Origin of the sequence: Pseudolactococcus raffinolactis NBRC 100932, assembly GCF_001591765.1 — a bacterium.
GTDB classification, from domain to species: Bacteria; Bacillota; Bacilli; order Lactobacillales; family Streptococcaceae; genus Pseudolactococcus; species Pseudolactococcus raffinolactis.
Genome location: NZ_BCVN01000005.1, coordinates 67312 through 80079 on the forward strand (window position 1 = coordinate 67312; position 12768 = coordinate 80079).

General features: G+C 41.4%; 14 protein-coding genes and 5 tRNA genes. 4 read left to right on the plus strand and 15 right to left on the minus strand.

Annotated features, from left to right (window positions below; genetic code table 11):
• Window positions 1–15: 15 nt before the first annotated feature.
• The 3 genes from LRA01S_RS03245 to LRA01S_RS03255 form a co-directional block, all read right to left on the minus strand.
• Entirely contained in the window at window positions 16–747 is a 732-nt protein-coding gene (locus tag LRA01S_RS03245) for a formate/nitrite transporter family protein (RefSeq protein WP_061774207.1), read from the minus strand.
• Between the two features lie 108 nt (window positions 748–855).
• Entirely contained in the window at window positions 856–1533 is a 678-nt protein-coding gene (rpiA, locus tag LRA01S_RS03250) for a ribose-5-phosphate isomerase RpiA (RefSeq protein WP_061774208.1), read from the minus strand.
• Between the two features lie 125 nt (window positions 1534–1658).
• Window positions 1659–2450, minus strand: a complete 792-nt coding sequence (locus LRA01S_RS03255) for an ankyrin repeat domain-containing protein (RefSeq protein WP_061774209.1) — start codon at window positions 2448–2450, stop codon at window positions 1659–1661.
• Between the two features lie 251 nt (window positions 2451–2701).
• Between LRA01S_RS03255 and LRA01S_RS03260 the strand changes: the two genes are divergently transcribed.
• The 4 genes from LRA01S_RS03260 to mnmE all read left to right on the plus strand — a co-directional run bounded on the left by LRA01S_RS03260 (window position 2702) and on the right by mnmE (window position 5982).
• Window positions 2702–3268 (plus strand): DUF1836 domain-containing protein, encoded by a 567-nt coding sequence (locus LRA01S_RS03260; protein WP_061774210.1) that lies wholly within the window; start codon window positions 2702–2704, stop codon window positions 3266–3268.
• Entirely contained in the window at window positions 3258–4115 is an 858-nt protein-coding gene (locus tag LRA01S_RS03265; protein ID WP_061774211.1) for a DegV family protein, read from the plus strand. Before LRA01S_RS03260 ends, LRA01S_RS03265 begins: the two co-directional genes overlap by 11 nt.
• 90 nt (window positions 4116–4205) lie before the next feature.
• Window positions 4206–4601 (plus strand): nuclear transport factor 2 family protein, encoded by a 396-nt coding sequence (locus tag LRA01S_RS03270; RefSeq protein ID WP_061774212.1) that lies wholly within the window; start codon window positions 4206–4208, stop codon window positions 4599–4601.
• A gap of 13 nt (window positions 4602–4614) precedes the next feature.
• Window positions 4615–5982 carry a tRNA uridine-5-carboxymethylaminomethyl(34) synthesis GTPase MnmE gene (gene mnmE, locus LRA01S_RS03275; protein WP_061774213.1) on the plus strand — a complete coding sequence of 456 codons (1368 nt, stop codon included), beginning with the start codon at window positions 4615–4617 and terminating at the stop codon, window positions 5980–5982.
• Between the two features lie 24 nt (window positions 5983–6006).
• Here the strand turns inward: mnmE and LRA01S_RS03280 are convergent, their stop codons facing one another.
• The 12 genes from LRA01S_RS03280 to LRA01S_RS03335 form a co-directional block, all read right to left on the minus strand.
• On the minus strand, window positions 6007–6849 hold the full coding sequence (locus LRA01S_RS03280) for an SDR family NAD(P)-dependent oxidoreductase (protein ID WP_061774214.1): 843 nt from the start codon (window positions 6847–6849) through the stop codon (window positions 6007–6009).
• A 20-nt stretch (window positions 6850–6869) separates the two neighbouring features.
• Window positions 6870–8888 carry an ATP-dependent DNA helicase RecG gene (gene recG, locus LRA01S_RS03285; protein ID WP_061774215.1) on the minus strand — a complete coding sequence of 673 codons (2019 nt, stop codon included), beginning with the start codon at window positions 8886–8888 and terminating at the stop codon, window positions 6870–6872.
• A 9-nt stretch (window positions 8889–8897) separates the two neighbouring features.
• Entirely contained in the window at window positions 8898–9488 is a 591-nt protein-coding gene (locus LRA01S_RS03290; RefSeq protein ID WP_061774216.1) for a P-loop nucleotide/nucleoside kinase family protein, read from the minus strand.
• A gap of 58 nt (window positions 9489–9546) precedes the next feature.
• Window positions 9547–9873: a YlbF family regulator gene (locus LRA01S_RS03295; protein WP_061774217.1), complete on the minus strand. Its 327-nt coding sequence runs from the start codon at window positions 9871–9873 to the stop codon at window positions 9547–9549.
• A gap of 65 nt (window positions 9874–9938) precedes the next feature.
• Window positions 9939–10286, minus strand: a complete 348-nt coding sequence (locus LRA01S_RS03300) for a zinc ribbon domain-containing protein YjdM (protein WP_061774218.1) — start codon at window positions 10284–10286, stop codon at window positions 9939–9941.
• A gap of 118 nt (window positions 10287–10404) precedes the next feature.
• Window positions 10405–11418: a type I glyceraldehyde-3-phosphate dehydrogenase gene (gene gap / locus LRA01S_RS03305; RefSeq protein WP_061774219.1), complete on the minus strand. Its 1014-nt coding sequence runs from the start codon at window positions 11416–11418 to the stop codon at window positions 10405–10407.
• Between the two features lie 219 nt (window positions 11419–11637).
• Window positions 11638–12090, minus strand: coding sequence for a DUF536 domain-containing protein (locus LRA01S_RS03310; protein WP_061774220.1), 453 nt, complete (start codon window positions 12088–12090; stop codon window positions 11638–11640).
• Between the two features lie 206 nt (window positions 12091–12296).
• Window positions 12297–12380, minus strand: a tRNA-Leu gene (locus LRA01S_RS03315).
• Between the two features lie 28 nt (window positions 12381–12408).
• Window positions 12409–12480: transfer RNA gene (locus tag LRA01S_RS03320), tRNA-Gln, on the minus strand.
• Window positions 12481–12495: 15 nt separating this feature from the next.
• Window positions 12496–12568, minus strand: a tRNA-His gene (locus LRA01S_RS03325).
• An 11-nt stretch (window positions 12569–12579) separates the two neighbouring features.
• Window positions 12580–12650: transfer RNA gene (locus LRA01S_RS03330), tRNA-Trp, on the minus strand.
• A 10-nt stretch (window positions 12651–12660) separates the two neighbouring features.
• A tRNA-Tyr gene (locus LRA01S_RS03335) sits at window positions 12661–12741 on the minus strand.
• Window positions 12742–12768 lie beyond the last annotated feature (27 nt).

The window sequence follows — 12768 nt, forward strand, 5'->3', positions numbered from 1 at the left end:
TTTTTGTTTCATTTTTCAGTGTTTTCGATACGCTAAGCTATAAAATAAAGCAATCAATATCGCACCACCTACGACATTGCCCAGATAAACGGGAACAAAGTTGTTTAAGAAATCCCACCATGTGGCATGGCCGACAAAAATGGCGAAAGGGATTAAAAAGCTGTTGGCGACACTATGCTGGAAGCCGATGACGACAAATGTCATGACCGGAAACCAGATGGCGAGGATTTTGCCTGAGAAATCTTTGGCGCCATAACTTAGCCAGACTGCTAGGCCAACGAACCAGTTACAGCCCATGCCTGAGCAAAAGGCTGTTAGAAAGTTCGCATTTAACTTCGCTTGCGTAACATGAAGCGCTTCTTTTAAGGCATCACCAGTCGTCAATGTGCCCGCTAGAACGCCGAATACATAAGCCACAAAAATCGCACCAACCAGATTAGCCAATGTAATGACTACCCAATTATTCAAAAGCTCTTTCAGCGTCACACGTTGCTTAAAATAGCCCACGGCTACGGCCATCATATTACCAGTTATCAACTCACCACCGGCTTGCAAAATGACAATTAGTCCAACGGGGAAAACAGCTGCCCCGACAAAGCCACCCCCTACACGTAAATACGCTAAGTAGCCTAGGGAAATCATGGCGCCACCGATAAACCCTAAAATAAGTTTCGTGAGAAGTGGCTTATTAACCTTGATAACAGCAGTTGCTGCCGTTTGCTCAAGTATTTCTTCTGGAGTATACATCTATTAAACTTAACCTTTTCTAAATTTGTGTTGCGACTCTCACCATGTTTGTGAGTTTTTTTACAACCGTTAAGCTCAATTTTACCTTAATTTGGAAACGATTTCAAGTTATTTTGTGATGATTTTCACACCATTATGTTCGCTACCAATGATGACCGTTTTGGCCATGTCTTTAAACAAACCATGTTCAACTACACCCACTGTTTCATCAAGTAACTTGATCAAGCGCGTCGTGTCTTCTATCTTCTCTAGATGCAGGTCAATGATATGGTTGCCCATATCTGTGACTAAGCGTCCACCAGCGTCATCCAGACGAAAAGTTGGTTGAAAACCTAGTTTATCAAACAAGCGGTATAACTGCCCGCAACCAAACGAGACAACCTCAACCGGTAGTGGAAAAGCTCCTAGATGTGTCACCATTTTTGATTCGTCCGCAATCCAAATATAGTCCTTACTATAAGTTGCAACAATTTTCTCCATCAACAGGGCTGCGCCACCACCTTTAATACCGTTTAAGTCCAAATCTACTTCATCAGCACCATCTACGGTCAAGTCAATGGCGTCCACCTCATCAATGTTTTTGAGTGGAATACCTAATTCACGCGCTTGTGCACTCGTCACGCTTGATGTTGTCACACCGACAATTTTAAGATTTTCTTCTGCAACTCGGCGCCCCAGTTCCGCCACAAAAAAAGCTGCTGTTGATCCTGTTCCTAGACCAACAACCATGCCATCTTTAACAAATTTCGCCGCCTCAATACCAACCAGTTTTTTTAGATTATTCATAGATTTATTATAGCATTAAACCCTAATTCATACTAGCCCAAACAAGACTAAAAGCCATATTTTTAAAGGGAAAGTTCGCTCTTTTTTACTATCATTTATTAAAACCATCAACATATTGATGATAATCAGCTATTTGCTGTTCTAAGCATTTGGGCAATATTGCCATATCCCAATTGGTTAGCATAATCTAACGCAGTTCTTCCGCTATTATCCCTTAGCGATGAATTAGCACCATTCCTTAACAATTCAGCGACAATCTCTTGATATATCTGTGAACCATCTCTTAAGCCAACGGCTTCGATTAAGGCTGTGTAACCAAATTTATTTTGGTGATCAATCGCAACGCGTTTGTCGGCCAAAAGCAATTTCACATTGTCAAGATGCCCTTTTTCAACGGCAGGTATCAAGGCATTGCCACCAAATCGATTATAGACTGACTGATCAGGCGTGGTATGGGCTAACATATAAGCTAGAATCTCCGTTCGCCCTTGCGCCCCAGCATAAAGATAAGGACTGTCTTGAATGACATCTTGTTGATTAATATTAGCACCCGCATCAATTAATAGTTTGGTGATAGGGATTTGGTTTTGATGGACTGCTATTAATAAAGGCGTTTCAGACTTCTCGTTCACCTCATCAATCAGATAAGCAGGCGAGTTGAGAATTTCCTTTGTTTGATCAAAATCCCCCTCAGAAACAGCTTGAATAAGGCTTCCTGTCGTAAATGTCATCTGAACTTTTTCCTCCGATTTTGTGCTTTCTTTTGTGCTTTCTGTAGTAGGTGGTTGTATTTTTTCCTGTGTTGAAGACTGAGAAGTTTTTACTTGTTTTGGCTCTGTCTGGCAAGCACTTAAAACGACACTAAAACTAAGAAGGGCAATTGGTAAGGCTACCAGATTTAACTTGAAGTTTTTCATCAGTTCTCTTCTTTCAAATTGATACTGTATTATAACATTGAAAATATAAAATTAGCCATTAGAAAGACTTAGCCCCCCCTTTGAAATAGGAATCACAAAATAAAGCACATTTCTCTCTTTTTTCGCATTTTTATGTTAGCGACTTCTAGCATTTACTTTTTTATAATTTTGTAGTAAACTATATCTAGTATCTAAAACTAGATGTAACCAAAACAACGTATTAAAATGACGCATTAGAAAGATAAACAATTATGTCTGAATCACTCATTAATTGGGGAAAAGAAATCGAGACTGCCACCCTACCACGCTGGGAAGAATTGCCCGATATCGAGTTATATATGGATCAGGTTATCAGCTTGGTCGGTAAGTATTTAACCCCAATTTTACCTAAACAAGAACAGGCGCTCCTCACCAAATCCATGGTTAACAACTACGTTAAGTTGGAGCTCATCCCTGCACCCGTTAAGAAAAAATACTCCCGTGTTCACCTGGCGTTTCTCATTGCCATTACCCTGCTCAAACAAGTCCTGACCATTCCTGAAATTAAAACAGGCATCGTCTACCAAGGCCGTATTAGCGGCACCCACGAAGCCTATAATATTTTTTGTCACGCGCTAGAAGAAACTTTAAATGTTGTTGGTAAACAAGTACAAGGCATTAGCACGCCTGGCTTATTTTCGAAACAAATTTCGCCAGAATATTTTATCGTGACAGCAGCAACCTCTTCACTTGCCGCAAAATTACTCGCCCAAAAAAACATTGAACTTGCTGAAGGTTTAAGCATTATGGAAAATAAGGAGATCTCAAATGACATCTGAAAAAATCGCAATTCTTGTTGACTCTGGTTGTGACGTCCCTGAAACAATTGCACAAGCAGAAAACCTCTATGTCATTCCACTCAAGATCATCTATAAAGATGCCGAGTATACAGATAAACTAGATATCACTGCCGAAGAAATCTACGACCGACTCCCTATCGAGATTCCTAAAACCTCTTTACCAGAAGGTGCTTACATTCAAAAAATCTTTGAACAAATCGTGGCTGATGGCTATGAAAAAGTATTAGCGATTACTATTTCAAGCGGCTTATCAGGAACTTTTAACTCTGTTAGATTAGTCGCGCAAGATTTTCCAATGCTCGAAACCTTCATGTTTGATACAAAAAACATCGGAATTGGCGCAGGCGTTCATGCCATTCGCGCTGCTGAATTGATCGCTTCTGGCTCAAGTTTTGACGCGATTACAAAGGTACTTGCTAGCGAAGTTAAAAATAGCAAAATTTTCTTCAGCGTTGCAACACTTGAATACCTCCAAAAAGGTGGGCGTATTGGCCTCGTCAGCTCTATTGTCGGCAACATGCTCAACCTCAACCCGATTATCTCTTGTAATGATGATGGCATTTACTACACCGTTGCCAAATCACGTGGTCGTAAAAAAAGCCTTGAGAAAGCTGTCAAATTAGTCAAAGCCTACGTTGGCAATCACCAAAAGGTTCGCTTGTTTGTCGCCCACGGCAATGCTGCCAAAGAAGCTTTGATTTTGGTTGACGCCTTAAAAGCCGCTATCCCTCAAGCCATTGAAGTCTTATATGGTCAAATCTCCCCCGCTCTTGTTGTTCACACCGGACCAGGTTTGATTGGGATTGGCGCACAAATTTTAGATTAAATGAAAAAAGCCTGTTCGGGCTTTTTTAGCTATCTTCCATCCTAAGCACCCACAATTGCTGTTTTACTAATTTTGCGTTAAAATAAGGGTATGACTAGCCAACATGATGCGCTATTTGCGCTATATACGCAAAGCTGGGAAAACAAAGACATAACTCAATTTCTGGCTTGCTTAACTGACGATGTTACAATTACGGAATGCTACGGTGCCACTTATATCGGTAAAACTGAAGCACAAAAATGGTTCCAGCATTGGACAGCGCCTACTGAAAACCAGGTGGTGAATTGGGAGATTCTCGCTAAATTTGAAGATAGTCTCAAAAATACCGACTTTTTCAACTGGCGTTTTCGTTATGTTTATCAAAACAAGGCTAGTGTTTTTGAAGGGCTATCACAAGTCACTTTTTCAGATAACGGAAAAATTACCAAAATAAAAGAATATGAAATGGCTTTTGATAAAACCAGACCTTATTTAGCCTCAAAATAGAAATAGGAACAAGATGATCACAAAAGAATTTGATACAATCGCAGCCATCTCAACACCACTTGGTGAAGGGGCTATCGGCATCGTCCGGCTCTCAGGCAGTGAAGCCATTGCTATTGCTGACAAAGTTTTTACAGGAAAATCTCTGGCTAACTGCGACAGCCACACGCTCAATTACGGGCACATTACCGAAAACACGCGCGTCCTCGATGAGGTCATGGTCGGTGTCATGAAAGCGCCGAAAACTTTCACGCGCGAAGATGTTATCGAAATCAACACCCACGGTGGCATTGCCGTTATGAACGAAATCCTCCAACTCTTGCTCCGCAATGGCGCTAGAATGGCAGAACCCGGTGAATTTACCAAACGTGCCTTCTTAAATGGTCGTATGGATTTATCACAGGCTGAAGCTGTCATGGATATTATCCGTGCTAAAACTGACCAAGCAATGAATATCGCTGTTAAACAACTCGACGGAAGCCTTTCAAACCTCATCAACAAGACGCGGCAAGAAATTCTCGAAACACTAGCACAAGTCGAAGTTAATATCGACTATCCAGAGTATGATGATGTCGAAGAAATGACGACAAGAATGCTGCGTGAAAAAACAGCAGCCTTTCAAACGCTACTCGAAAATTTACTGAAAACAGCTAAGCGCGGGAAAATTCTCCGTGAAGGTCTATCAACAGCTATCATTGGTCGACCAAACGTTGGCAAATCAAGTTTATTGAATCATCTCTTGCGTGAAGAAAAGGCCATTGTCACAGATATTGCCGGCACCACGCGCGATGTCATTGAAGAATACGTCAATATCAATGGCGTGCCTTTAAAACTTGTGGATACGGCTGGGATTCGTGAGACAGATGATGTTGTGGAACGCATCGGTGTTGAACGCTCACACAAAGCGCTAGAAGAAGCTGATCTCGTCCTGCTTGTCTTGAGTGCCAATGAAGCCCTAACTGATCAAGACCGTCAGTTATTGGCGCTCAGCGAGGGCAGTAACCGCATCATCTTACTCAATAAGACGGATCTGCCTGAAAACATTGAAACGGCTGACCTGCCTGACGATGTCATTAAAATTTCTGTTCTTGAAGACACCAACATTGACAAAATCGAAGCAAAAATTAACGACCTTTTCTTTGAGAATGCTGGGATTGTTGAGCAAGATGCGACTTATCTATCCAATTCTCGTCACATTGCCTTAATCGAACAAGCGCTCGAAGCTTTGACCGCAGTTAATGATGGGCTTGATGCGGGGATGCCTGTTGATTTGGTGCAAGTCGATATGACACGAACTTGGGAGATTCTCGGAGAAATTACTGGGGATGCTGCACCTGATGAGTTAATCACGCAGTTGTTTAGCCAATTCTGTTTAGGAAAATAAAAAAACGCCGTCGCTGGCGTTTTCTTATTTTCTCTTTTTCAGGGCACGATTACCCAAGTAATTTAAAGCTGTCATAAATAGTTTTTTGAAGACACGTGGGCAGCTTCTAGCTAACCAAACCATGGCGCGGTCGCTAAAGGCATGGAAGTAACGCCGTTTTGGTCGTGCATCAGTTGCCGCTTTATAAAAAACTTGTGCTAAATCTTCAGAGCTGGCACTAATCGCGCCTTCATTCGCCATCAATAAAGTTGAAACCTTTTGCACCATTGTTAAATACACAGAATCAGCCTTCAGATTTTTATTGGCATTCTTCATGGCGATATCGCTCCAGGCCGACTGTGTGCCACCAGGTTGGACAACAAGGGAGCGCACGCCAAAAGGTGCAATCTCAATGTCAAGTGAGTCACTCCATTGCTGCAGCGCCGCTTTTGTGGCGTGGTAATAAGCGCCCAGTGGCATGTAAACATCCCCACCAATCGATGAAATATTAATAATCCGTCCAGATTTTTGTGCGCGCATAATAGGTAACACAAGCTGTGCCAAATCTGCTGCGCCAAAAAAGTTGGTCTCGAACTGCTGTCTAGCATTGTCCAACGAAATATCTTCAACTGGTCCATACTCACCATAACCTGCATTGTTAATCAGGACATCAATCTGCTTTTCTTGCTGAAAAATAGTCTCGATAAAAGCTTGGTTAGACGCATGATCTGTAACGTCTAGTTTGAGGGCATGGATGTGCTCGGCAGTAGGGATTTTCTCAACACGACGGGCACCGCCGTACACGATCCATCCCTTTTTTGCAAATAACTCTGCCGCTGCAAACCCCATGCCATTACTAGCGCCTGAAATAGCGACTACTTTTGTCATTTTTTCTCCTCTATTATCCGCTAGTCAAAGCCCGCAACATCAGCTAAATCTGTCAGCATCATCTGATAATTAGGATTTTCTCTCCAGTGGGCATCCTTGAAGATAGCCACTGCCTCTTGCCTAGCAACTTCTAAAATATTGTAATCATTGACAATATCAGCAACCGAAAATTCTGGCAAGCCCGATTGGCGCGTCCCAAAGATTTCACCACTGCCACGCAATTTGAGATCTTCTTCTGCTAAGACAAAACCATTTTGTGTTTCTGTCATGATTTGCATGCGACGTTTGCCAGTTTCCGATTTGGGATTGGCGACTAAAATTGTGTAAGATTTTTTCTCACCACGCCCGACACGGCCACGTAATTGATGCAATTGTGATAAGCCAAAGCGATCAGCATCAATGATCACCATGATCGTTGCATTGGGCACATTAACCCCGACTTCAATGACCGTTGTTGAGACTAAAATATCATATTTTTGCGTCTTAAAATCCGTCATGACCTGATCTTTTTCAGCATTCTTCATCTTACCATGAAGTAAGGCCACATTTGCTGTCAAACCAAAAAAGTCTTGCAACTCCATAAAGAGCTCCGTGGCATTTTTCAGATCTAGCGCTTCACTTTCTTCAATCAAGGGCGAAATAAAATAAACCTGCGCCCCTTTTGTAATCTCATCTGCAATCCATGGCAAAATCTTTGGTGTTAATTGTTCATGCTTGACCCATCGCGTTGTAATCGGCTGGCGTCCAGCAGGTAGCTCGTCGATGATCGACACATCCATATCACCAAAAGCCGTAATCGCAAGTGTCCGTGGAATCGGTGTTGCCGTCATCATCAGCACATCAGGATTTTGCCCTTTCTCACGAAAGACCTTCCGTTGGTTAACACCGAAACGATGCTGTTCATCCGTAATCACAAGACCTAGATTATGATAGTCTACCGCTTCTTGTATCAGCGCATGCGTGCCCGTGATCATCTGGATACGACCATTTTCAAGACCCGCAAGCACCTCGCGCCGCGCCGCAACTTTCATCCCACTCGTCAGCAAGCCCACTGTCAGCTCAGGAAAGAGGCTCTGGAGGCTTTCATAGTGTTGGTGTGCCAGAATCTCCGTCGGTACCATCATGGCCGCCTGGTAGCCCGCTGTGACCGCTGCGTACATGGCAAGACTCGCCACCGCCGTCTTCCCGCTCCCCACATCGCCTTGCAGTAGCCGGTTCATATGATAAGGACTCGCCATATCCGCCAAGATCTCACGCAAGGATTGATCCTGCGCCCCTGTCAAATGGTAGGGCAGTTGCGTGATTTTGTCAGCTAGCTGCGCAGCGTTGAACGTGATTGCTAAGCCTTGTATCAGCGACTTCTCTTTATAACGCAAGGCCTGTAATTTCATTTGGAAATAAAACAATTCCTCAAATTTCATACGGCGTAAGGCTTGTTGATGCGCCGCTTTATCAATCGGAAAATGCATGTCGTGAACTGCCGTCTTACGAGCGACTAACCGATATTTATGAATCAATTCAGCCGGTAAATTCTCAGTGATTAACTCACCCACACCCGTTTCAAAAACAGACTGTAAAAGATTGACTAGGACCGACTGTTTGACACCTTGCATGATATGGTAGACCGGCTGAAAACTATTGTCAACCTGCGCCAAAATCTTCATTCCATTGATACTTAATTTCTTGGCATCCCATTTACCATAAATGGCAATCTCAGCATCCACTTCAACCTTATCCAGTAAATAAGGCTGATTAAAAAAACTGACTGAAATGACAGCTTCATCCTGCTTGATTTTAAAGGTAAGGCGATTACGACGTGCCCCATAGTAACTGACATTGGGCGGGGTCACCACACGCCCCACAATCGTTGTCTTTTCCCCATCCATCAACTCAAAAATAGATTTTGACGAAAAATCATCATAACGAAAAGGAAAGTAGAACAATAAATCTTGCACAGTAAAAATCCCCAGTTGATGATATCGCTCGGCTGATTTTGGTCCTACACCTTTTAAGAATTGAATTGAATCCGTTAGTTTCATATCTCTATTTTAGCATTTTAGCCTTGGAAATACCTGTAAAAGTTGCTTGACGATCATTTCAGGTGACAGTTCGGTATTATTAATCTTCAATGTCTGAACATCTGGAAAATATTCCGCTAGTTGATGAGCTTGCGACTCTAACTGATACTTAACAACTGAATCTTCTAAATCTTGCATCGAAAATGCCAAATCTCGTTTAGAAGGTTTCGCAGCTAAGCGTTCTGGATGGCGATTGCGTTCGCGCCGTTTAGCAATATCAGCTACCAATTCAATGAAATAGACTGACTCACCTGCGTCTGAAAAAATACTAGCGATATCAGAAAGAAAAGCCAAATCATCGGTCGATGAAAAATCAATCATAACCGTGAAAATCACATGCTTAATTGGATTGGTTTTAAGATTGGCAACAAAGGCTTTAAATATCATTTTTCGCAAACTATCTGATAGCTGAAAGGTCGTCGGTGTATACCCTAGAAAATCAGCAAATAAATCAATTGTTTGATGGTTATAAAGCAATTTACCATCAAGCTGTTTTTCTAGTTCACGACCAACTGTCATTTTTCCTACCGCTTGCGCGCCAATTAAAACAATTAAACTCATGACAAATCCCTTCTTATATAAAAAAGCGAGAAAATAGATTTCTCACTCTAACTACTTATTATTGACCGTATAACTCTTGAAGTGGTTTAAAGACAATATCTTGTAAATCACTTGTGATTGTTTGCAGTGCTTGTTCTTTAGCTAGCAACTCTGACATGATTGAATTAGCTTGTAATTCAGCGAAAAGTGCTTGTGCTTCGTTTTGTTGTTCTGGCTCTATGAGTTGCCCCATTTGCATTTTGGTTTGGATGTCGATAAATTTCGCATACAAAACACTCGCTGCTTCATCAGCTTTAACAGCAGCAAGCGCTGTGACAACTGCTTGATATTCAGGCAAAGCACGGAATTCACGTTCTAATTGATTCATAGTGTCATAGATGTTCATAAATGTCTCCTTTTCTTATCTCTTATTATACCAAAAAAGCGTCAATTTCTGCACGCTTTCAAATTCTAACCTTTTTTGACAACAGAGCCTTTCAAGCCAATCGCCCCAAAACCATCAATCTTAGCATCAATGAAATGACCATTCTTGCCGTTTTCATTGATTCTGATGTTCTTAGCTTTTGTGCCCTTTTTAATTGGTTTAGGCATCCCTTTAACAGGTAAATCTTGTACGATAATGACATCATCGCCATCCGACAATTCAGTCCCAACCGAATCTAAGACAACAAACTTGTCACTTGCATTGTCAATATCTGCTTGTGTAAATTCATTGCCACATTCTGAACAACCAAAGGTAGTATCAGATAACTCATAAGTAAACTCACTGCCACAATGCGGGCACTTAGGTAAAGTCATTTTTATTCCTCAATCTAGTGTATCAACCATAGCTTAATGTCGTTTAACACCTTTTCTTTCTCTTGGTACAAAAAAACGGGGAATTTGCATTCCTCGTTTTCCCAATAACTAAATGTAATTATTTAGCGATTGATGCAAAGTATTCAAGTGTACGAACAAGTTGTGAAGTGTATGACATTTCGTTGTCGTACCATGATACAGTTTTAACCAATTGTGTACCGTCAGCAGCTTCAGAAACTTCTGTTTGAGTTGCGTCAAACAATGAACCGAATGAGATACCAACGATATCAGATGAAACAATTTCATCTGTGTTGTAACCGTATGATTCAGTAGCAGCAGCTTTCATAGCAGCGTTTACTTCTTCAGCAGTTACTTTTTTGTCAAGAACAGTTACAAGTTCAGTCAATGAACCAGTTGGAACTGGAACACGTTGTGCATGACCTTTAAGTTTACCGTTCAATTCTGGGATAACAAGACCGATAGCTTTAGCAGCACCAGTAGAGTTAGGCACGATGTTTTCTGAAGCAGTACGTGCACGACGAAGGTCGCCACCACGGTGAGGACCATCAAGAGTCATTTGGTCACCAGTGAAACCGTGAACTGTTGTCATTGTACCAACTTTAAGACCAAAGTTTTTGTTCAAAGCATCAGCCATTGGTGCAAGACAGTTAGTAGTACATGAACCAGCAGAAATTACTGTTTCAGTACCGTCAAGAATGTCATGGTTAGTGTTGAAAACAACTGTTTTAACATCTGATCCACCAGGTGCAGTGATAACAACTTTTTTAGCACCGTTAGCATGTAAATGTTTTTCAGCAGCTTCTTTAGTTGCAAAGAAACCAGTTGCTTCAAGAACGATTTCTACGCCATCAGCAGCCCAATCGATGTTTGCAGGATCAGCTTCTTGAGAAACTTTGATGAATTTACCGTTAACGTCAAAACCGTTTTCTTCAACTTCAACAGTACCGTTGAAACGACCTTGAGTAGTATCGTATTTCAACAAGTGTGCAAGCATAGCAGGGTTTGTCAAATCATTGATACGTGCAACTTCAACACCCTCAACATTTTCGATACGACGAAGTGCAAGACGACCAATACGGCCGAAACCGTTAATACCAACTTTAACTACCATTTTGTAGAAATCCTCCTTATGGAATTCAGTAATTTTTTATTAGGTGTTAAACACCTATAACAACTGAAAGTTAAACTTTTAACTTACATTATAATCATACCTTTTTTATCACATTTATGCAAGAAGAAACACCAATTTTACCACAGACTTGTTTTATAACAGATTTTAAAAAAAGCGCATTTCAAGCGCTTTTAGAATTTATTATAAAACTGTACTAGATTACTTTCTAAACAATTTTGCAAAAAAACCTTTTGATTTTTCCTGCTCTAACTCAATCAAGGTCTGCTCCCGCTCAGTTAAGGCTTTAGCAGTAAGTTGCTGTTGCTGATCCAACTGTTTGTCTTTCTCAGCAATCTGGTGGTCCTTCATCGCAATCTGCTCTGATAACCTTGCAATTTCCGTATTCTTATCCTGTATTAACTGTGAAATAATTTTGTCAAAATCAATATTGATAGCATTCTTATCTGATGCCTGATCACTAGCAGTCTCATCTTCTAAAATAACTTTCCCGTAATGAGATTCTAATCGTTTAATACCCGCTTCATTAACAACCGTAACACCTCGATCATTTTTTGATAAAAATTCTTCCTCTAATTTTTTAATACGGTTGTTCATTGCTTGGCGCGTCACACCAAATGCTTCTGACAATTCCGTCACAGTCATATTTTTCATTCATATTTCTCCATTGATTTTTTATCTTTATTTCATTATAGCAAAAAACGCCCATAAAATCTGACTTATCCTAAAAACCGATTAATAATCAGATATAAAATTGAGAACAAAGAAAACTTGGTTCAAAAGTTTGCCAAAGTGAATCTCCGATAGAGCAACAAAAAACCACTGAAATCTAATTTCAGTGGTTTTACTTGAATTTGCGATACCGGCGGCCGGGGTCGAACCGGCACGTCCGTGAAGACACTGGATTTTGAGTCCAGCGCGTCTGCCAATTCCGCCACGCCGGCAAATTCTTTTATGGAAGTTTCCAATAAACTGGGGTAGCTGGATTCGAACCAACGCATGAGGGAGTCAAAGTCCCTTGCCTTACCGCTTGGCTATACCCCAATAATACTAATGAAAGGCGGTCGACGGGAATCGAACCCGCGAGTGTCAGCGCCACAAGCTGATGTGTTAACCACTTCACCACGACCGCCATATTTCAAACACGGGCAGCAGGAATTGAACCCACACCAAAGGTTTTGGAGACCTTTGTTCTACCTTTAAACTATGCCCGTAAAGGTAATATGGAAGGGGAGGGATTCGAACCCCCGAACCCGAAGGAGCGGATTTACAGTCCGCCGCGTTTAGCCACTTCGCTACCCTTCCAAATTATTTAATTTACATTAGATCAAA

What these genes read in the sequence shown, in the direction of transcription:
- LRA01S_RS03245 (WP_061774207.1), bottom strand. Translation starts at nt 747, where the DNA reads ATGTATACTCCAGAAGAAATACTTGAGCAAACGGCAGCAACTGCTGTT.
- rpiA (WP_061774208.1), bottom strand. Translation starts at nt 1,533, where the DNA reads ATGAATAATCTAAAAAAACTGGTTGGTATTGAGGCGGCGAAATTTGTT.
- LRA01S_RS03255 (WP_061774209.1), bottom strand. Translation starts at nt 2,450, where the DNA reads ATGAAAAACTTCAAGTTAAATCTGGTAGCCTTACCAATTGCCCTTCTT.
- LRA01S_RS03260 (WP_061774210.1), top strand. Translation starts at nt 2,702, where the DNA reads ATGTCTGAATCACTCATTAATTGGGGAAAAGAAATCGAGACTGCCACC.
- LRA01S_RS03265 (WP_061774211.1), top strand. Translation starts at nt 3,258, where the DNA reads ATGACATCTGAAAAAATCGCAATTCTTGTTGACTCTGGTTGTGACGTC.
- LRA01S_RS03270 (WP_061774212.1), top strand. Translation starts at nt 4,206, where the DNA reads ATGACTAGCCAACATGATGCGCTATTTGCGCTATATACGCAAAGCTGG.
- mnmE (WP_061774213.1), top strand. Translation starts at nt 4,615, where the DNA reads ATGATCACAAAAGAATTTGATACAATCGCAGCCATCTCAACACCACTT.
- LRA01S_RS03280 (WP_061774214.1), bottom strand. Translation starts at nt 6,849, where the DNA reads ATGACAAAAGTAGTCGCTATTTCAGGCGCTAGTAATGGCATGGGGTTT.
- recG (WP_061774215.1), bottom strand. Translation starts at nt 8,888, where the DNA reads ATGAAACTAACGGATTCAATTCAATTCTTAAAAGGTGTAGGACCAAAA.
- LRA01S_RS03290 (WP_061774216.1), bottom strand. Translation starts at nt 9,488, where the DNA reads ATGAGTTTAATTGTTTTAATTGGCGCGCAAGCGGTAGGAAAAATGACA.
- LRA01S_RS03295 (WP_061774217.1), bottom strand. Translation starts at nt 9,873, where the DNA reads ATGAACATCTATGACACTATGAATCAATTAGAACGTGAATTCCGTGCT.
- LRA01S_RS03300 (WP_061774218.1), bottom strand. Translation starts at nt 10,286, where the DNA reads ATGACTTTACCTAAGTGCCCGCATTGTGGCAGTGAGTTTACTTATGAG.
- gap (WP_061774219.1), bottom strand. Translation starts at nt 11,418, where the DNA reads ATGGTAGTTAAAGTTGGTATTAACGGTTTCGGCCGTATTGGTCGTCTT.
- LRA01S_RS03310 (WP_061774220.1), bottom strand. Translation starts at nt 12,090, where the DNA reads ATGAAAAATATGACTGTGACGGAATTGTCAGAAGCATTTGGTGTGACG.